At 58.0% G+C, this 18,532-nt stretch carries 17 protein-coding genes; 9 read left to right on the forward strand and 8 right to left on the reverse strand.

From position 1 onward, the window contains the following. Nucleotides 1-74 precede the first annotated feature (74 nt). From ACR3EP_RS20680 to ACR3EP_RS20695, 4 genes are all read left to right on the forward strand, one after another. Nucleotides 75-2,396: a DUF1989 domain-containing protein gene (locus ACR3EP_RS20680; RefSeq protein WP_480639273.1), complete on the forward strand. Its 2,322-nt coding sequence runs from the start codon at nt 75-77 to the stop codon at nt 2,394-2,396. A 35-nt stretch (nt 2,397-2,431) separates the two neighbouring features. Continuing rightward, nucleotides 2,432-3,400 carry an ABC transporter substrate-binding protein gene (locus ACR3EP_RS20685; protein ID WP_480639274.1) on the forward strand — a complete coding sequence of 323 codons (969 nt, stop codon included), beginning with the start codon at nt 2,432-2,434 and terminating at the stop codon, nt 3,398-3,400. A 63-nt stretch (nt 3,401-3,463) separates the two neighbouring features. After that, entirely contained in the window at nt 3,464-4,513 is a 1,050-nt protein-coding gene (locus ACR3EP_RS20690) for a quaternary amine ABC transporter ATP-binding protein (RefSeq protein ID WP_170505995.1), read from the forward strand. Between the two features lie 10 nt (nt 4,514-4,523). After that, the gene (locus ACR3EP_RS20695) at nt 4,524-6,041 is read left to right on the forward strand and encodes an ABC transporter permease (RefSeq protein WP_170349964.1); all 1,518 of its coding nucleotides are present in this window, start codon (nt 4,524-4,526) and stop codon (nt 6,039-6,041) included. 59 nt (nt 6,042-6,100) lie between these two features. Here the strand turns inward: ACR3EP_RS20695 and ACR3EP_RS20700 are convergent, their stop codons facing one another. From ACR3EP_RS20700 to ACR3EP_RS20720, 5 genes are all read right to left on the reverse strand, one after another. After that, on the reverse strand, nt 6,101-6,607 hold the full coding sequence (locus ACR3EP_RS20700) for a hypothetical protein (RefSeq protein WP_480639275.1): 507 nt from the start codon (nt 6,605-6,607) through the stop codon (nt 6,101-6,103). Between the two features lie 162 nt (nt 6,608-6,769). Further along, nucleotides 6,770-7,333, reverse strand: a complete 564-nt coding sequence (locus tag ACR3EP_RS20705) for a TetR/AcrR family transcriptional regulator (protein ID WP_480639276.1) — start codon at nt 7,331-7,333, stop codon at nt 6,770-6,772. 116 nt (nt 7,334-7,449) lie between these two features. Then, on the reverse strand, nt 7,450-8,118 hold the full coding sequence (locus tag ACR3EP_RS20710) for a cupin domain-containing protein (protein WP_170376984.1): 669 nt from the start codon (nt 8,116-8,118) through the stop codon (nt 7,450-7,452). Nucleotides 8,119-8,156: 38 nt separating this feature from the next. Then, entirely contained in the window at nt 8,157-8,777 is a 621-nt protein-coding gene (locus tag ACR3EP_RS20715) for a glutathione S-transferase family protein (protein WP_480639277.1), read from the reverse strand. A 120-nt stretch (nt 8,778-8,897) separates the two neighbouring features. Next, nucleotides 8,898-9,785, reverse strand: a complete 888-nt coding sequence (locus tag ACR3EP_RS20720; protein WP_170349960.1) for a LysR family transcriptional regulator — start codon at nt 9,783-9,785, stop codon at nt 8,898-8,900. 126 nt (nt 9,786-9,911) lie between these two features. Between ACR3EP_RS20720 and ACR3EP_RS20725 the strand changes: the two genes are divergently transcribed. The 5 genes from ACR3EP_RS20725 to trhA all read left to right on the forward strand — a co-directional run bounded on the left by ACR3EP_RS20725 (nt 9,912) and on the right by trhA (nt 16,941). Then, nucleotides 9,912-10,535 carry a glutathione S-transferase family protein gene (locus ACR3EP_RS20725; RefSeq protein WP_170349959.1) on the forward strand — a complete coding sequence of 208 codons (624 nt, stop codon included), beginning with the start codon at nt 9,912-9,914 and terminating at the stop codon, nt 10,533-10,535. A 64-nt stretch (nt 10,536-10,599) separates the two neighbouring features. Continuing rightward, complete coding sequence (locus tag ACR3EP_RS20730; protein ID WP_480639278.1) at nt 10,600-12,657, forward strand: FAD-binding oxidoreductase; 2,058 nt, start codon at nt 10,600-10,602, stop codon at nt 12,655-12,657. 79 nt (nt 12,658-12,736) lie between these two features. Beyond that, nucleotides 12,737-13,816, forward strand: coding sequence for a PLP-dependent cysteine synthase family protein (locus tag ACR3EP_RS20735; protein ID WP_480639279.1), 1,080 nt, complete (start codon nt 12,737-12,739; stop codon nt 13,814-13,816). A gap of 70 nt (nt 13,817-13,886) precedes the next feature. Next, nucleotides 13,887-16,235 carry a fatty acid cis/trans isomerase gene (locus ACR3EP_RS20740; RefSeq protein WP_480639280.1) on the forward strand — a complete coding sequence of 783 codons (2,349 nt, stop codon included), beginning with the start codon at nt 13,887-13,889 and terminating at the stop codon, nt 16,233-16,235. Between the two features lie 37 nt (nt 16,236-16,272). Further along, nucleotides 16,273-16,941: a PAQR family membrane homeostasis protein TrhA gene (gene trhA, locus ACR3EP_RS20745; protein WP_170349956.1), complete on the forward strand. Its 669-nt coding sequence runs from the start codon at nt 16,273-16,275 to the stop codon at nt 16,939-16,941. 12 nt (nt 16,942-16,953) lie between these two features. Here the strand turns inward: trhA and tolA are convergent, their stop codons facing one another. Genes tolA through ACR3EP_RS20760 form a run of 3 tightly spaced genes read right to left on the reverse strand, consistent with a single transcriptional unit; the run spans nt 16,954 to nt 18,528 of the window. Then, nucleotides 16,954-17,772 (reverse strand): cell envelope integrity protein TolA, encoded by an 819-nt coding sequence (gene tolA, locus ACR3EP_RS20750; protein ID WP_480639281.1) that lies wholly within the window; start codon nt 17,770-17,772, stop codon nt 16,954-16,956. After that, nucleotides 17,769-18,152, reverse strand: a complete 384-nt coding sequence (locus ACR3EP_RS20755) for an ExbD/TolR family protein (protein ID WP_480639282.1) — start codon at nt 18,150-18,152, stop codon at nt 17,769-17,771. The genes tolA and ACR3EP_RS20755 overlap by 4 nt, the downstream gene beginning before the upstream one ends. Before the next feature lie 4 nt (nt 18,153-18,156). Continuing rightward, nucleotides 18,157-18,528: an ExbD/TolR family protein gene (locus ACR3EP_RS20760; protein WP_170412279.1), complete on the reverse strand. Its 372-nt coding sequence runs from the start codon at nt 18,526-18,528 to the stop codon at nt 18,157-18,159. Between the last annotated feature and the right edge of the window lie 4 nt (nt 18,529-18,532).

Consider the following 18,532-nt stretch of genomic DNA (forward strand, 5'->3'; position numbering starts at 1 on the left):
AAGAAAGTGTTGACATATGTAACTAGTTTCAGCAACCTCTGTAACTAGTTACATTTTGGCTATCTGGCTGCACCATGCACGGATCTTCAGTCTTACATACGTTCGCGAATACGGGGTTTAACGGCCTTGGCCGGCGGTTTCCGGGCTTTCCGAAAATCTCAGATGCGCGTACGCATATCCTGGCCCCGCGCGATGCGTTGCAACTGAAAATGTCCGCTGGGGATTTGCTGTCGATAGAAGGGGTTGGCCCGGCGCAACCTCTGGATTTGACGGCATTTGACGAGGTTGGGCATCCAATGTTGGCAACCTTGGGGCTGACGGCAAACGGACAGATCGCAGCGGGCGACTTTGATAGTGCCCGATATTCAGGATGGATTGCTGCACAGGGCGGGGGGGAACCGGTTCCCGGACACAGGTTGGATCAAGTGACCGATCCGGTGATTCTGCGCGCCGACACGTCCGTTACGGTCTGGGTGATCCGTCCCAATGAACGTTCGGGGTTGATCGAAGGTGCAGGGGCCGGATGCGTTACGGTTCAACACAAATCATCCGCTGCGCAAGACTCGCACCTGCCACCTTTGCTGGGTGATACACGGGATGAATTCACCGTACCGCGGGGCAGGGCAGTTGCCTATGAACTGAAGGCCGGAGAATTTGTTCAGATCATCGACGTCGAAGGCCAACAGTGTTCGGATTTCATGGCGCTGCGCGCTGATGGGTTGGATCGTGGTGACGAATGGATGATCGACTCCACCGCCACCCGCTCGATGGTGCGTCGTGCATTCCCAGGGCCCGGGTTGCTGGACAAATTTTTTGATCGCGAGATGCGTCCGCTGTTGAATGTCATACAGGATACCTGCGGGCGACATGACACTTTCGGTCTGGCTTGCACCGCACGCGGGTATGAGGAGCGGGGGTTTCCCGGTCATCTGAATTGTTCCGACAACATGTCGAATGCCTTGGCCCCGTATGGCGTCGCACGGCGTGCGGCCTGGCCGGCCATCAATTTCTTTTGGAACACATGGATCGATCCGGCGACCCATCACATCCAGACCGAAGAATCCCATTCTCGTCCTGGGGACTATGTCGCGATGCGCGCGATCGAGGATCTGGTCTGTGTCTCAACCGCCTGCCCGGATGACATTGATCCGATTAATGGTTGGAATCCGACAGATGTGCATGTGCGCATCTATCGCCCCGAAACACCGATCCGCCGCGCGGTGGCCTATCGCGAAAAGGAAGATGCCCCGATGTCGATCAGTCAGGAATCCGCGTTTCACGACCGGCTCGCTCCGCTGACCCAGCATTTCGCGCCGGCGCGCGATCTGTGGGCGCCGGTCAGCTATCCCGCCCATGGCACGCTGGGAGAATATTGGGCCTGCCGTCAGGCGGTGACGGTTCAGGATATGAGCGGGCTGCGCAAATTCGACATTATCGGCCCGGATGCCGAGGCGTTGTTGCAGCTGGCGACCACGCGAAACGTGGCCAAGTTGCCGGTGTGGCGTGGGTCTTACACTTTGATGTGTGACGAAAGCGGGGCCGTCATTGATGACGGCACCTTGTTCCGCCTTGCGCCCGAGATTTTCCGCTGGTGCTGTGGCTCGGAAGAAAGCGGTCGCGTGTTGCAGACGCTGGCGGATGAACACGGATTGCAAGTGCGCGTGCATGCATTGCGCGGTGCGATGCCGAACCTGGCAATCCAGGGTCCGAAATCGCGCGACCTGTTGCGCAAGATCGCCTTTACGCAACCTCATGTACCCGGGCTGGATCACCTGAAATGGTTTGGCGTCACCGTCGCCCGTCTGCGCGATCGCGAGGGCGCACCGTTCATGCTGTCGCGCTCAGGCTATACCGGAGAACTGGGGTATGAGGTCTTCTGCTCCAAATCCGATGCAGTCGCAATCTGGGACGCGGTGATGGAAGCGGGTGAGGAATTCGGGATCACGCCAATGGGTTCGGCCGCGCTGGACGTTATCCGGATCGAGGCCGGTCTGGCCGCCGCCAACGCCGAATTCGCGCCGGGCGTCGATGCATTCGAAGCGGGGTTGGGTTTTGCCGTCGACCTGACCAAATCCGACTTTACCGGCAAGGCTGCGCTGGAACGCAATGCGCGCGAACCGCGCCGGGTACTCAAGGGGTTACTGATTGGCTGCGATGATGTACCCGCCCACGGTGCCCCTGTCTTTGCAGGTGAGCGGCAGGTGGGTGTGGTCACTTCGGCCACCCGCTCACCGATGTTGGAACACGCCATCGCGATGGCGCGGCTGTCGGTCGAACACGCGGAAAATGGCACCGAACTTGAGATCGGACAGCTTGATGGGCGGATGAAGCGCCTGTGTGCCACCGTCTCGGACATTCCATTCATAGACCCGCAACGCAAGCGGGCGCGCGCTTGATGGCGCATGCAACTCAACGCAACGGGAGAAGACATATGAGGAAACTAACATTCACGGCAACCTTGACCATGATCTTGGGCGCAACAACGGCAATGGCGCAGGAGAAGGTCATGGTGGGTGAACCCAGCTGGCCCGGTGCCAAAATTATGAGCCGGGTAATCGGTCAGGTCATCGAAACCCGTTTGGGCGGCGAAGTCGGTTATGCTCCTGGTGCCAACGCGGTGATCTTTGCCGCCATGGATGGCGGGCGCGGCGATATCGACGTACACCCGGACGTCTGGTTGCCGAACCAGTCTTCGTTCACCGATGAGTACGTTGATCAGAAGGGCACGGTTGGACTGTCTTCGGGCAGCTACGAAGGCCGCGCCGGGATTTGCGTGCCGAACTACATGGTCGAAGATCACAACATCAAATCCATCTACGATCTGGCCACCCCAATGGCGCAGGAACTGTTCGATTCAGACGGTGACGGGCTGGGCGAGGTCTGGGTCGGCGCGTCCGGCTGGGCGTCGACCAACACGTTCAAGGTGCGGGTACGGGACTACGGCATCGAAACCTTCCTGACACCCACCACCGAAGACGAAACCGTGTTTTATTCGCGTCTGAAGGATCAGATCGACCAGCAGAAAGGGGCCGCGTTTTACTGCTATGCGCCGCATTATGTGCATGCCCTCTATGACGTAACCATTCTGGAAGAGCCCGAGCATGACGCGGCCACCTACAAGATGGTGCAGCCGGATCAGGATGCCGACTGGTACAACAAATCCCATGTCAGCACCGGCGAGCCGGTTAAAACCGTGACCGTGGCGCATTCCAAGTCTTTGGAACAGCGCAATCCGGCGGCTGCCTCTTTTCTGGCCAATATCGACATGGGCGCAGCCCAGCTTAGCGGATTGACCTACGAGGTCGTGGTCAAGGGCCGCGAGATTGACGAGGTCGTGGCCGAATGGATCGCCGGGAATGGCGATACCGTCGATGGTTGGCTTGGTCTGAAAACAAACTAAAGCCGTCGCGCCCCCGGTGTTTCGGGGGCGCCCTGTAACACTCTCAACAGCGGTGGGGTCAGTATGACAGCGGATATCGCAATCGACGCAAAAGGCGTGTGGAAAGTATTCGGCGCGCGCTCGCAGGAGGCTTTGAAAGCCATCCACAGCGATGGGCTGAGCAAGGCCGAAGTGCTGGACCGCTTCAACTGCGTTGTTGGCGTGGCCGATGCCAGTTTCGAAATTGAGCGTGGGGAGCTGTTCTGTGTCATGGGCCTGTCTGGTTCGGGCAAATCGACCCTCGTGCGCCATGTAAACCGACTGCTCGAGCCAACGGATGGTCATATCTATCTGGATGGCGATGACGTGATGGGCCTGAATGACGAAGGATTGCGCGATCTACGCAACCGGCGTGTTGCCATGGTGTTCCAAAACTTCGGCCTGATGCCGCACCGCACCGTGCGTGACAACGTGGCGATGCCGTTGGAAATACGTGGCACCGGCAAAGCCCGCCGCTGGGAAGAGGCGGACCGGGTGTTGGAGCTGGTCGAACTGAACGGATGGGAAGACAAATACGCCCATGAGCTTTCGGGTGGCATGCAGCAGCGCGTGGGCCTTGCCCGCGCCATTGCAGCCGATCCGGAAATCCTGTTGATGGATGAGCCATTCTCGGCCCTCGATCCGCTGATCCGCAAACAGTTGCAAGATCAGTTCATGGACCTCAGCCACAAGCTGAATAAAACGACGATGTTTATCACCCACGATCTGGACGAGGCCATTCGCATCGGCCACCGCATCGCGATTATGAAAGACGGGCGTATCGTGCAGATTGGTACACCGGAAGAGATCATCCTCAACCCCGCCGACGACTATGTTGCCGATTTCGTTGCCGGTATATCTAAGCTCAACATGATCTTCGCCCATTCGGTGATGAAACCGGTGGACGAATTCGAGGCCCATCATGGCGAGGTGCCGGAGGATGCAAAGGAAGCGCATCCCGAGATGGATTTGTCCGATCTGATGAACCTTTGCGTCGATGGCCACGGTGTCGTCGCGGTCACGCAGGATGGCAACACGGTCGGGGTGATCAACCGCGCGGGTCTGATCCGCGCCATTCAGGACAGCCAGGCATAAGGGGACCGATATGAAACATGTTGATGTGCAACAGATCCAACCGGAAACCGCTGATCGGCTGAACGGGCTGATCGCCGATTTCGTGGGGCAGGGGCAGGAATACTACCAAAAAACCTTTGCCTATATGATGCAGGCGCCCGGTTACCGGTTCACGCTGAACAAGGCCGCAGCGATCCTGGGGCCGATCTGGTTCGGCGCGCGTGGGTTGTGGTCGTGGTTTCTGGGCTTTCTGGTGCTGGAAACACTGGCCTATATCCAGATCGGGCTGGGGCTGTTCGGTGATCTTGGTCGCGAGTTCCGTGAACGCGCAGCCCAGATCGAACAGACGCTGGAACTGCGCCGCCAACAGATTGCCGCCGCCGAACAATCCGGCTCCGCCACGTTGGAGTCGTTGAAACGTGCGGCGGAATCGCTTGAGGGCGCGTTGGTCGGGGCCCAAGAGGCCGCGCGCAGTGCGGATTCCACCGGTGTCGCTTATCTGATGGTTGGAATTGTGCTGTTACTGGCGGTCAAGTTTCTGGCAGCGTCGCTGGCCAACTGGACGCTTGAGGGTCAGTTTGCGCGTTGGCGCTCGGACACAAGTGTCGCGAATGGCTGGTCGACCCCCCGGATGGTTGTGGCCGCGGCATTGACGGGCATTGTCGTAGTGCTGTCGATGATCAAATTCGCGCAGCCTGACGCTTTGGCGGTGCTGAAAACCTTTCCGACCAATCGCGACTGGCGGCTGAATGTGGGCGACGGGGTGCAGGCGGTTTTTGAATGGACCAAGACCGCCGGGCGCGGCTTCTTTGACGGCCTGACCTATGGCATGCGCACCTTGCTGGACTGGATTGAGGTGGTGCTTGTTGATACGCCCTGGCCGGTGGTGGCTCTGGTGATCATCATGCTGGCCTACCTGTCCGCCGGTGCGCGCGTGGCAATCTTTACCGGGGCAGCGCTGGCCTATCTTGGGCTTTTGGATTTCTGGGAAAAGGCGATGACCACGATTGCCTTGCTGGGTGCAGCGGCGTTGATTTCGATCACGCTGGGAATCCCGCTGGGTATTTATTGCGCCCGCCGCCCACGTGCCTTTGCCATCGTGCGGCCCATTCTGGATTTCATGCAGTCGATGCCATCCTTTGTCTACCTGATTCCCGTGGTGGCTTTCATCGGATCAGGCAAACCAGCAGGCGTCGTGGCCACGATGATTTTCGGTAGTCCCCCGGTGATCCGCTTCACCGTTCTGGGTTTGCAGCAGGTGCCGGAAACGGTGCGTGAGGCTGCGCTCGCCTTTGGGGCCACGCCGCGTTACCTGCTGTGGCGAGTGGATCTGCCGCTGGCGCATAAGACCATCATGGCAGGCGTCAACCAAACCATCCTGATGTCGCTGGCCATGGTCGTTGTAGCCTCGCTGATCGGTGCTAAGGGTCTGGGGGAAGACGTGCTGGAAGCGTTGCAGTACGCGGCGGCAGGTCAGGGTATTCTGGCCGGTCTGGCGATCCTGTTCTGTGCGCTGATCCTGGATCGGATCGTGGCCGGTAAGAAGTAGAGATCTACCGCGATCCAAAGCTGTCTGGCCGGGGGCTGCCCCCGGCCAACGCATCCCGGTTACGACCAGCGTTCGATCAGGCGAATGGCCCAGACCAGCACGATGCCATAGATCACATGCCCGACTAGCGCGACCCATGTGATACCAGTGAAATTCAAGAAGAACGGCAAACCGGCGATGGTCGTGATACCGCCAATGGCAAATACCCAAAGCCCAAAACCGTAGACTGCTGATCCTACAAATATGTGGCGGCCTTTGAACAGGGTCGCCCAAACCGGGTTGAAGACGTAGAGCCAGCCAATCGGATAACCGATCAGGCCAACCAGATAGAAGTGAACAAAATACCCGGCGAAATCGCCATTGGGCAGGCCCAGTGTTCCGAGCAGGCTGCGCGCAAGCCCGTGCGGAGACAAATTGGAAAACCCCAATGACGGGCTGATCAGCTGCCCCCACAGGTCAAACGCATTGGACGCGAAGAAACCTGAAATGAACATCATACCCAAAAGCGGGATGTTGAATCGTGGGAACAGACCCGTCGAAGAATGCGCAGTTTCTGACATCGCCATGGGATGACCTTTCATGCCGGTTGCGTTGCTTTGTGCCTTTAAAATTGTGAAACGGCGGCTGAATTCAACGAATTGAAAGAGCTTTCACGCACAGGTGACAAAGCGAAGAATATTGAAACAAACCTGTGGGGATGGCCCGCTATCCGCGGCGTGGGGCTCGCCTCAGCAGCGGGATTTCAAAACGTCCACGACCGCATCAAAGGCCTGTACATCCTGTTCGGCGCGGGCGGTCAAAAGCCCCCCCTCAAGTACGGCCAGAGTGGCGCGGGCCTCGGCCGCTGGATTTGTCACGCCTGTGATTGACTTGTCTTGCAGGCCCAGTTCAAAGATCGCTTCGATCTGCTTGATCACCATGGCGCGGAAGGCTTTGATCTTTTCAATCACGTCGTCTGAAAGGCTTTCAAGGCTGCTGATCAGCGAAACGCACAGGCACAGGGTTTTGCCATCGTTGAGTGCATTTCGGTACAGCCCGATCAAGGCCTGCAATCGTTGCGACGCGGTGTCATGGGCGGCCTCGGCTTTGCGGCATTCGGCCTCAAAGGTCGAGTGGTAGCGATCCATCAAAGCAGCCGACAGGGCGGCCTTAGTGGGAAAGTGATAATGGATCGAAGCCTTGCGAATACCCACCGCATCAGCCAGATCGGCATAGCTGAATCCATCGAACCCGCGCGCGCGGGCGGCATGTTCGGCAACATCCAGCAAGGCGGTTTTGGTATCGGTCGCCATCTGTGTTCAATCCCTTTCCGAGCTATTCAAAGGCAGCGGTGTTCCCCCTGCCTTTGACACCCTCAAAGCAGTACCGGCCCGGCCCCTAAAATGCCAGAGGGATCGCGTTTCACGTGCTAGACCGCCGGAGCTTTGGCAAAGGGCAAATGCCCGGTTTTCATCCAGACTTTTGCGCCATGGGAACCCGCGGTGGCTGATAGGGCCTGGCCTTCGGGCAGGCGCAACCAGCCATCTTTGGTCAGGTCATCACCGCCGGTGGTGATGGACCCGTCAATGACCAAAAGCTCGATGCCGCCAGCGGCGTCAGAGTTGAGAACCGCGCCCGGATCAAGATGACTGTAGGTGACGATCTCACGGTCATCCTTGTGCAGCGTGGCGGTTGACACGCCATTTACCGGGGCAGCCAGTTCATCCGCCATGGTCTTGCGGAACTGGGTGCGGTCGTCCAGATCGAACTGCCATAGCTTGACGAAGATGGTGCAACCGGGTTCCGATCCGGGCGTATGCGCCGAGGTTGGCGGATTGCGCACATAGGTTCCTGCGGGGAAGTCACCGTGTTCGTCCTGAAATACACCATCGAGTACGATGAACTCTTCACCGCCAGTGTGAGTATGAGCCGAAAACTTGCTGCCCGGTGCGTACCGCACGATGGTGGTGGCGCGGGCAACTTCGCCGCCGATCCGGTCCAGCATGCGCCGGTCCACGCCCTTCATGGGCGAGGCCTGCCACTCAAGCTGATCAGAGTGAACGACGACGCGGGATGAGAAATCCGAGTTGAGTTCCATTGATAGTATTCCTTTCGACTTCAGTGGCAGGGGCTGGTTCAGGCCGCGATGGACGGGCGCGCCGCCATTTTTGCACGCCATGCATTTAGATGGGTCAGGTTTTCCGGGATGTCGACCTTGGCGAAGTCGGCAAAAGCCAATCCGGCGAAGGCCGTGATGTCTGCCACCGAGAAAGTGTCGCCAGCAAGATATTCATTCTCGGCCAGAACTGAATCCAGATAAGCCATGGTTTGCCCGGCCACCTCTTTCTGTTTCATGCCCCATTCAGCACATTGATAGGTTTCAAGATCCGGTCCAAGGCCGGGGGTGGCGTGGTGGAAATATGTGCCGACCGCGTTCAGCAGACCGTTTTCCGCCCGCAGGTTCATCATCGAGATTTGCGCGCGTTCCTTGGCTGTTTCCCCAGTCAGCGATGGGCCGTCGAATGTCGCATCAATATATTCGGTGATCGCGTTGCACTGCGCGATATGTGTGCCATCGGGCAGCTCCAGGCAGGGAACTGCGGCGTCAGGGTTTTTAGCTTTAAATTCAGGGGTGCGGTGCTCACCGCCCATCACGTCCACCGGAATGAACTCAACTTTGTCAGATGCGCCCTTTTCAGCCAAGGCGATGCGGATGCGGGTTGGGTTTGGAAACCCTTCGATATCATGGATTTTCATAGGTGCGATTCCTTTGGAAGTATTATCAATGAAAGCCTACCTATCAGAAGGTAGATAATTTCGCAACCATGATTCAGCCCCCACATCTTGCGGTTAGAAATATTCGAAGGTGTTGGGGCTCTAAGCCCCGCGTAACTGTTTCACCAGAAAGTCGATTAACGCTCGAATCCGAGCGGTCAGGTGGCGGTTTTGCGGATAGGCTGCGTAGAGTCCGAGCGATATTGCCTCTTGTGCTTCAAACAGCAATTGCAGACGGCCCGTGTCCAAAAAGGGCTGTGCCGTGTACAATGGAATCCGGCCAATCCCCAGCCCGTCCGCTGCCATATGCGCCACAGCGCGAGGGGAATTTGCGCGAAAGTTTCCGGATACAGAAACCACGTATTCCCTGTCCGATCCCTTGAAAGCCCAATTGTCGATCATATTGCCGGTGGTCTGTAGTAGACAGTTGTGGGTGGATAAGGCGGCGGGCTCTTGCGGCGTCCCATGTTGCGCCAGATATTCGGGCGACACACAGCAGACAATACGCATGTCCGTCAGCTTGCGCGCCACAAGGTTGGAATCCTTCAGTGCGCCAAAGCGAATGGCAAGGTCATACCCTTCTTCGACCATCGAGACGTGATGGTCAGACAGGTGCAATTCGATCGTGACTTTCGGATGTTCGGTTTGGAACGGTTTCAGCAGATGTATCAGTTCGGCCGAGCCAAACCCGGTTGGCGCGGTGATCCGTATACGCCCCGCCAATTCGGTCTGGCGTTTCTGGACCAGCCCTTCCAATTCATCAAACTGGTCCAGCAGTGAAACGCAACGCTCGTAATAGGACCGTCCGGTATCGGTCAGGGTGACGCTGCGGGTGGTGCGGTTGAACAATTGCGCGTTCAGGCGGTCCTCAAGCTGACCGACATATTTGCTGGCCAGCTTGGTGCTGATGCCGATCTGTTTTGCGCCTTCGGTAAACGAAGAATGTGCCGCCACCGCCGCAAAGGTGCGCATGCCTTGGATCGTGTCCATTATCTACACTGCGTTCATAGTAATTCTCTGAATGCGTATATTATCGCCTCTGATAAAGCAATCTAAGTTTGGCGCATAGATGCTGACCCTCAGCCGAACCCCTTCAATCAGAGAAAGAGCTTTCAAATGTCCAACGCAATCCGAATTCACAGCTTCCCCCTGTCCGGCCATGCCCATCGTGCCGTCCTGTTTGCCAGCATTGCCGGTATTAATCATGACGTCATCGATGTGGATTTGGCTGGTGGTGAGCATAAGCGCGAGCCGTTTTTGGCGATGAACCCAGCGGGGCAGGTACCGGTGCTTGAAGATGGTGATGTGGTCATCACCGACAGCAACGCCATTCTGGTCTATCTGGCGCGCAAATATGCACCGTCCTATCTGCCTGCGGACCCAGTGCATGAGGCCGAAGTGCAGAAGTTTCTGACCCTCGCAGCTGGTGAGATCGCCTTTGGCCCTGCCGCTGCGCGTTTGATCAATGTTTTCAATGCGCCCTTGAACAAGGACTTTACCCACGCCACCGCGGCAAAGGTTCTTGCCAAGCTGGATGCGCATCTTGAAGGCCGCGAGTGGCTGGTTGGGGATGCCCCAACAATCGCGGATGTCGCCATCTACAGCTACACCGCGCATGCGCCTGAAGGTGACGTTTCGCTTGAACCTTACGCAAACGTGCGCCGCCTTCTGGCCAATGTCGAGGCGCTGGACGGCTTTGTCCCGATGCCTCGCACCGCGGTTGGTCTGAACGCGGCCTGATCCACCCCTTGGCCAGCTGCGCATTTGTGGCTGGTCAACCCGCCCCTGACATATGAGGTCTGCCATGAACGCCCCGACCGCATCAGATACATCGCCTTTCCACGCAGGTGAACGGGATATGCAATCCCGCATCGGCAAACGGGAAAAGATGGAGGCTGTTGGCCGGAACTACATCCGCCCCTACATGCCCGATCAGCATCGAGAGTTCTTTGGCAAGCTGCCTTTTCTTGTAGTGGGCAGCGTCGATCCTGATGGTTGGCCCTGGGCGTCGATGATCTCGGGTCGGCCGGGGTTTATCCATTCACCGCATGACCGTCGGCTTGATGTTGACGTCCAGCCTCTGCCAGACGACCCGGTGCGAACGGCGCTGAAGCCCGGCGCGCCCATCGGTGTCGTCGGGGTCGAACTTTCCACGCGGCGCCGCAACCGTATGAATGCCACCGTTGGGCGGGTCGAAAATGGCGGTTTCTCTCTGGATGTGGTGCAGTCATTCGGGAATTGTCCGCAGTACATCCAGACCCATGATGTTACCTTTGTCCGAGAGCCGGACGCCAACGTCGCCCGCTCTGTCGATCGGCTATTTGAGCTGGACCCAAGAGCCCGGGACATGATCGCGACGGCCAATTCGTTTTATGTCGCCAGCCACGCCAACACCCCCGACCATACGGGCGTTGACGTTTCACATCGTGGCGGGCGGTCGGGGTTTGTGCGGGTTGAGGGCAACAGCCTGTTGGTTCCTGATTTTGCAGGCAATAATTTCTTCAACACGCTGGGCAACTTCCTCGTAAATCCGAGGGCGGGCCTAGTATTTCCGGATTATCAGACCGGCGATGTGCTGATGCTGACTGGGACGGTTGAGGTGCTGTCAGAAGACCATCCCGATATCGCGGGCTTCCATGGTGCAAGCCGGGGTTGGTGGTTTCATCTGGATCACGGCCTACGCCTTCATGACGCGCTGCCCTTCCGAGCTGAATTTCTGGAGTTTTCGCCCAACAGTCTGATGGCGGATGACTGGCAAACAGCCGAGGCCAGGCGAGAGGCTGAAGCACTGCGCCGTCAGTGGCGAACCCTGCGGGTGGCTGCTGTTCAGGATGAAAGCGACGTGATCCGGTCATTCATCTTCGAGGCCACGGATGACCTGCCTCTGTTGCCGTTTGAAGCAGGTCAGTTTCTGACACTTCGCACTAGCCCCGATGGCACGGCGCCGGCAACGCGGACCTACACGGTATCCTCAGCGCCCGGCGATGCCGGGTATCGGATTTCCGTCAAGCGCGAGCCGGGTGGCGTGATGTCAAACCATTTGCACGAAACACTGTCGGTCGGTGATCTGGTCGAGGTCAAAGCCCCGAAAGGTCAGTTCTTTCTGGATGCGTCTGAAACCCGGCCTGCTGTGCTGTTTGCGGGCGGGGTCGGTATCACACCGATGATGTCGATGACCCGCCACGTGATGCACGAAGGCGCGCGAACCCGCCACACGCGCAACCTGACCATTTTTCACGCCGCGCAAACCGTGGGACAGCGGGCTTTTCACAGTGACCTGCAACAGGCTGCGGCCGAGGGCGGCGGAAAGATCCGTTATGTCTCGGTTGTCTCACAGCCCGAAGAAGGCACCCGCGTGGGGGTGGATTTTGACGCAAAAGGCTACATCACGCCCGAACTGATCCAAGATACGCTGCCTCTGGATGACTACGACTTCTTTCTTTGTGGCCCGGCCCCTTTCATGCAAGCGATCTATGACATGCTGCGCGGTCTCGGCGTGCGGAATGACCGTATTTATGCCGAAGCCTTTGGCCCTGCCGCATTGGCGCGGCGCGTCGACGAGAACGCCGTCGCGTTCCAGCCCGAACCTGAGGCCGAGGCCGCCAATGTGGAATTCAAAGCCAGCAATCAAAAGGTGCAATGGGCGCAAGGCGACCCGACCTTACTGGAGGTGGCCGAGGCGCAGGGATTGACACCAACCTTTTCCTGCCGTTCAGGATCATGCGGCAGTTGTCTAACCCGCAAGATTGCCGGTCAAGTTGCCTATCGCACCGAACCATCAGCTGAACATTCAGAAGACGAGGTGCTGATCTGTTGCGCTGTACCCGCCAAGGGGTCGGATACGGTTGTGCTGGATCTCTGAGGTGAAAGGTTTTCGGGACATTGTCGTAAGCGCCGGGTAAACAGGTCTGATGAAACGCGCGACCATGTAAGGAAACCCAATGACTGATGCCAAACTCAGAACCACATCGGGCAATGGCCGGATTTTTGACAGTGTACTCGACACGATCGGAAACACCCCCACGATCCGCATCAACAATCTGGGACCCGAAGCCGTCAACCTGTTCGTTAAATTCGAGGCGTTCAACCCCGCCGGATCGGTCAAGGATCGTCTTGCCGTCAATATCATCGAAGCCGCAGAACGCAGCGGTGCCCTGAAACCTGGCCAGACGGTTGTTGAGGCCACCAGTGGTAATACGGGCATCGGTCTTGCGATGGTCTGCGCGCAAAAGGGTTATCCGCTGGTTGTTACCATGGCCGAAAGCTTTTCGACTGAACGTCGTCGCTTGATGCGTATGCTGGGTGCAAAGGTTGTTCTGACGCCAAAGGTGGAAAAAGGCTTTGGCATGTACCGCAAGGCAGTCGAACTGGCCGAGGAACACGGTTGGTTTCTGGCGCGTCAGTTCGAAACCCAGGCCAATGCCGAGATCCACGCTGCAACAACCGCGCGGGAAATTCTGGGGGATTTCAATGGCGACAGGCTGGACTATTTCGTGACTGGCTATGGCACCGGCGGCACGGTCACCGGAGTGTCGCGGGTTTTGCGCGCTGAAAGTCCTGAGACTAAAATTATCCTGACCGAACCGGCCAACGCGCAGTTGGTGGGCAGCGGCGTCGCGACCGAACGTGGCAAGGATAGCGATCCAGTTTCAAGCCACCCCGCGTTCGAACCGCATGTCATTCAGGGCTGGACGCCGGACTTTATTCCCGCAGTTTTGCAGGAATCCATCGACAACCGCTATTTTGATGAGCTGATCCCGGTGGCTGGTCCGACAGGGGTTGAATGGGCGCAGAAGTTGGCCAGCCAAGAGGGTATCCTAACCGGCATATCCGGTGGCGCGACCTTTGCCGTCGCAATGCAGATTGCTGAACAGGCCGAGCCCGGCGCGTCGGTCCTGTGCATGCTGCCTGACACGGGTGAGCGGTATCTGAGTACACCCCTGTTCGACGGGTTCCCGGTTGAGATGACAGAAGAAGAGACTGCGATCTCACGCTCGACACCCGGATATCACACCAGCTGACGATCAAGCGATTCTTGCCTAATGCCACCTGTAACTGCAATGATATCGGCAAGTTACGGGGGGAGCGCAGATGCGAAAACGTCTATTGCTGCTGAAAGTCGCAATCGCGATGACTGTGGTCAGCATTGGTATTTTTACCCTGGATGCCCGGGCCCAAGGAACGACCAGCCCCGCTGCGCAGGATCAAAGCTTGGCTGATGTGAAATCGATCATGGACCGTCGCTGTGTCGTCTGCCACAGCTGCTATGACGCACCCTGTCAGTTGAAGCTCACCTCGCCCGCAGGCGTTCAGCGCGGGGCAAGCAAACAGGCCGTTTATCATACCGAGCGTTTGACCGATGCCCAGCCCACGCGGCTGGGGATTGATGCGCAAACGGTCCCCGAATGGCGGGCGCTGGGATTTCACACGGTAACCCGTGATCCAAATGATGCCGAAACTCCGGGCCTGCTGGAACGGTATCTTGAGCTGGGGCGACAGAATCCGATGCCGATTAACGCGCCACTTCCGAGCGAGCTTGGTCTGGCGCTTGATCGCCCTCTGGTTTGTTCGACATCCGGAGAATTTGATCAGTTCAGCCGCGATCATGAGCTTGCCGGCATGCCCTATGGCACTGCACCGTTGGCGGATGCCGAATTTCAGGCCCTCATGACCTGGGCGCGCAGCGGCGCAGCGCTGCCATCTGTTGCAACCGAAATTCCCTCAGAGATTCAGGACCAGATCACGCAGTGGGAGGTATTCCTGAATTCAAACGACATGCGCAGCCAGTTGATGAGCCGGTATCTGTACGAACACCTGTTTCTGGCCCGCCTCCATTTTCAGGGCGACGATGCGCGGCGGTTCTTCCAACTTGTCCGCTCGACCACCGCGCCGGGTGACACCATAGACATTATTGCCACGCGGCGGCCATTCGATGATCCGGGGGCGGGTGCGTTCTACTATCGTTTGCAGCAGGTCACCGAAACGATCGTACACAAGGAACATCTGGTCTATTCGATGGGACCAGATCGCATGGCGCGCTATCAACAATTGTTTCTGGATCCCGATTGGACACTCACTGAGCTACCCCCCTATGGTGATGCCGAGGGCGGCAATCCATTCAGCACCTATATGCAGATGCCCGCCAAAAGCCGCTATCAGTTCCTGTTGGATGATGCGCTGTTTTTTGTCCGCAGCTTCATACGCGGCCCTGTCTGTCACGGAGCGACCGCAGTTGATGTGATCGAAGACCGGTTCTGGGTCAGCTTCCTTGACCCGGAAGCGGATTTGTCAGTTACCGACCCCAGCTTTCTGCAAGACGGGGCCATCTATCTGGAGTTGCCCGTGTCAGAGGCCGACGCCAGTGCATTGGGCGCGTTGCCGGGGTTTTCGCACAAGAACCAGGTTCGGTATCTCGAGTTTCGGGACGCACGGTACAAGAAGGCCCCGATATACGAAACCGGGTTTGACTATGGCTCGATCTGGGACGGCGACGGCTCGAACCCCAATGCTCTGATCACCGTGTTCCGTCACTTCGACAACGCCTCGGCCATGACCGGATTTCACGGCGGCATTCCCGAAACCGCGTGGGTTCTGGATTTCCCGGTGTTCGAACGTATCTACTATGACCTTGTCGCGGGCTATGATGTTTTCGGCCGGGTCGAGCATCAACTGACCACGCGGCTTTACATGAACGAGCTGCGGATGGAGAGTGAGGATACGTTTCTGTTTTTCATGCCACGGGATGTCAGGTCGCAGATGCATCAAGGCTGGTATCAGGGCGTGTTGGCCGAATGGCTTACCTATTGGCACCGTCGCCAAGTTGATGGACATTTCCCCACCGGCATCACCTTTGCAACCACCACTCCTAAGCAAGAGTTCCTCTTGACCTTGCTGGAACGTGGCAACGGCCTGTGGCCCACCACCGACCCGATCAACCGATGTGTGGACGGTGACTGCCCCTCGGATCAGTCAGGCATTTTGCTGCGCGATCTGGCGGATCAGACCGGAGATTGGGTGAAGTATCTGCCCGACCTGTCCGTTCTTGTGGTCGAGCAAGATGGCGGCGCGGCAGAGCTGTTCACCCTGGCCCATGACAAGGCGCATTCCAACGTCGCCTTTCTGTTTGAAGAAAAGGCGCGCCGACTCCCGGCCGAGGACAAGGTGACAATTCTTCCGGGCCTGATCGGCAGTTATCCGAACTTCTATTTCCATGTCCGGCAGAACCAGTTGGCTCCTTTCATCACTGGATTGAAATCCGTCAGATCGCAAAGCGATTACATGGCCCTGGTGGCAGAATACGGCGTGCGCCGGACAAGCCCTGAATTCTGGGCGCTCAGCGATCGGATTTACGAGATATTCCTGGATCAGAAGCCAATACAGGCAGGGGTGTTTGACCTGAACAGGTACAAAGACCCGAAGGCGGGGGATGATCCGACCTAAACTTGTCGGGTTGCGATCCGGCCCCTAGATTTGAGACATGTGGTCTTTTGCAGATATCCGGCCGGCCTATACCCGTGCCGAACGTATCAGCGATGGGGTTGTACACGTATTGGGCGTGGCCGCGGCCCTTGTTGCCGTGCCGGTTCTGATCACGATCACCGCCCAGCACCGGTCCGAGCCCGAGGCGGTACTGGGAGTTTCGATCTATGGCGTGACGCTGGTGTTGATGCTGACGTTTTCCGCCCTCTACAACATGGTCGACAATGACAGATGGTCCGATCTACTGCGCCGGCTGGATCATTCGGGTATCTACGTCAAGATCGCTGGCACCTACACGCCGTTCGTTTTGCTTTCGGGCGGGCAGGCATGGGGGCTTTTGATTGGCTTATGGTCGTCGGCGACGCTGGGATCAACATTGAAGCTGATCGATCCAAACCGGTTTAGGTGGTTTGGTCTGGGCCTGTATCTGATGATGGGATGGGCCATCATTTGGGCCGGACAATCCATGCTGACCGAGCTGTCGCCGACAATAGTGTGGCTGATGATGGCGGGCGGTGTCGTTTATACCGTCGGCGTTGCATTCTATCTTTCGGAACACCTGCCGTTTCATAACACCATCTGGCACGTGTTTGTCCTGACCGGCAGCGCGCTGTTTTTCATCGCGATTTCGGTTCGAATTCTGTTGGAACCACACCCGTTTTCCTGACGGTGGCGCCGGTTAACGGGGCTCAAACCTGATCGGTACAGAAAAGCGAAAGCTGTCGCCCTGTAACCCCTTGGGTGCTTTCGGTACGCGCTTTGTACGGGCCACAGCGCTAAGTGCGGCCTGATCCAGTGCCGAATTGCCCGAGGATTTCAGCAGTTTATGCGACAACAGACGCCCATCGCGCGAAACGGTCAGGGTGATCATGGCGCTGCCACCATCCGTGCGGCGCAACGATTGCTTGTTGCGCTCGATGCGGGCGCGAACTTTTGCACCCCAAAACACCTTGAGCTTTGCTTGCTTTCCAGAGGACCCAGCGTTCACTTCCGCCGATCCCGCCCCGGCCTGCGATCCGTCACCTGAACCTGCGGCAACCTGTTTGTTTACACCTGCGGCGGTTACCTTGGCTTTTCGACCGTCCTGCGCGGGCGTCTTGTCTAGCTGTTGAGATTCACGCTCGGCCCTTTCCGTCGGCGCGACAACTGGTGGCGGCTGTGCCGTGTCCACCTGCGGCAGCTTCTCCGGTTCTGGCGGGGCAAGTGCGATTGTCATTTGAGCCCTCGGGGCCTGATCGATTTTCAAGATTGGCCCGGCGGGGACGGCCGGGGTTTGCGGCACTTGCACGGTCGGCGTCTGCCGGGTGGGCGTGATGGGCGCAGCCTCCCACGTTTTGACCATCTCGGCCACCGAGGGGGCGGCAGCTTTTATCGTTGCCAGATCTGCGCCACCAACACCGCCCGCAACAACACCAGACTTTGGCTGGCTGGCAAAGGCGGCGAGATGCAAGGCGGCGGCCAGAGCAACAAAAACAAAGGCTTCAACCCAGCGTTTCATTTTCGGGCCACCACAAGCTCGACCCGGTTCAGCCCCGCTTGTGCAAGACCACGCAGCAGCCCGGACATCACTTTGGCCTCAAGCTGCGCATCGGCGCGAACCTGGACGACGCTGTTGGTTTCGCTAATCGTTGCCAAGGCGACCAGCGCCGCGTTTCCTTCCTTCCCTTCGAAGGACATATGGCCAGTTTTGTCGACATAAAGCATCCGCTTGACCTTGGGGTCGGTGTCGGATGTCGATTTTGGCGGGGTAACTTCGAACGGCTCGGGTTTGATCAGGTTCGCCGTCATCAGGAAAAAGATTAGCAGTAGAAACACGACATTGATCATCGGCAGGATGGATGCAGGGCGCGGTTTGCCGGATGGGTCCGAGAAATTCATCGCGCTATTCCACCAAAACGACCGAAATAAACCCAGCGTCACGCAGGATCTCGGTGACGGTCACGATCCGTTGCAATGTCGCGCCATTCCTGCCGCGCAAGATCACCAAATCCGTGGGGGCCTGCATCAGTGGTGCAAGATCGCGAGCTATATCCGCGCTGGCGATGCCGTTCAGCAACTCTTGGTTGGGCAGGACGTCAATCAGGCGCGGCGGTCCGCTATATTCCTGGCCCGCAGAGGCCAGCGGCAGCGGCAAGATGGACTCGATGCCGAAGCGGGACGCCAACATGAAGAACACCAAAAGCAGGAACACCACGTCGATCATCGGCGTGAGGTTGGGCTTGCGTCTGGGTTTTGCAATTGGGGCGAATTGCATCAGA

It is taken from the genome of Ruegeria sp. BB10 (assembly GCF_056535725.1).

Bases quoted from the DNA above. Each gene is read 5' to 3' on its own strand.
- ACR3EP_RS20735 (WP_480639279.1), top strand. From the start codon at position 12,737: ATGACTGATGCCAAACTCAGAACCACATCGGGCAATGGCCGGATTTTT.
- ACR3EP_RS20725 (WP_170349959.1), top strand. From the start codon at position 9,912: ATGTCCAACGCAATCCGAATTCACAGCTTCCCCCTGTCCGGCCATGCC.
- ACR3EP_RS20715 (WP_480639277.1), bottom strand. From the start codon at position 8,777: ATGAAAATCCATGATATCGAAGGGTTTCCAAACCCAACCCGCATCCGC.
- ACR3EP_RS20710 (WP_170376984.1), bottom strand. From the start codon at position 8,118: ATGGAACTCAACTCGGATTTCTCATCCCGCGTCGTCGTTCACTCTGAT.
- ACR3EP_RS20680 (WP_480639273.1), top strand. From the start codon at position 75: ATGCACGGATCTTCAGTCTTACATACGTTCGCGAATACGGGGTTTAAC.
- ACR3EP_RS20685 (WP_480639274.1), top strand. From the start codon at position 2,432: ATGAGGAAACTAACATTCACGGCAACCTTGACCATGATCTTGGGCGCA.
- ACR3EP_RS20690 (WP_170505995.1), top strand. From the start codon at position 3,464: ATGACAGCGGATATCGCAATCGACGCAAAAGGCGTGTGGAAAGTATTC.
- ACR3EP_RS20730 (WP_480639278.1), top strand. From the start codon at position 10,600: ATGAACGCCCCGACCGCATCAGATACATCGCCTTTCCACGCAGGTGAA.
- ACR3EP_RS20695 (WP_170349964.1), top strand. From the start codon at position 4,524: ATGAAACATGTTGATGTGCAACAGATCCAACCGGAAACCGCTGATCGG.
- ACR3EP_RS20755 (WP_480639282.1), bottom strand. From the start codon at position 18,152: ATGAATTTCTCGGACCCATCCGGCAAACCGCGCCCTGCATCCATCCTG.
- trhA (WP_170349956.1), top strand. From the start codon at position 16,273: ATGTGGTCTTTTGCAGATATCCGGCCGGCCTATACCCGTGCCGAACGT.
- tolA (WP_480639281.1), bottom strand. From the start codon at position 17,772: ATGAAACGCTGGGTTGAAGCCTTTGTTTTTGTTGCTCTGGCCGCCGCC.
- ACR3EP_RS20760 (WP_170412279.1), bottom strand. From the start codon at position 18,528: ATGCAATTCGCCCCAATTGCAAAACCCAGACGCAAGCCCAACCTCACG.
- ACR3EP_RS20740 (WP_480639280.1), top strand. From the start codon at position 13,887: ATGCGAAAACGTCTATTGCTGCTGAAAGTCGCAATCGCGATGACTGTG.
- ACR3EP_RS20700 (WP_480639275.1), bottom strand. From the start codon at position 6,607: ATGGCGATGTCAGAAACTGCGCATTCTTCGACGGGTCTGTTCCCACGA.
- ACR3EP_RS20705 (WP_480639276.1), bottom strand. From the start codon at position 7,333: ATGGCGACCGATACCAAAACCGCCTTGCTGGATGTTGCCGAACATGCC.
- ACR3EP_RS20720 (WP_170349960.1), bottom strand. From the start codon at position 9,785: ATGGACACGATCCAAGGCATGCGCACCTTTGCGGCGGTGGCGGCACAT.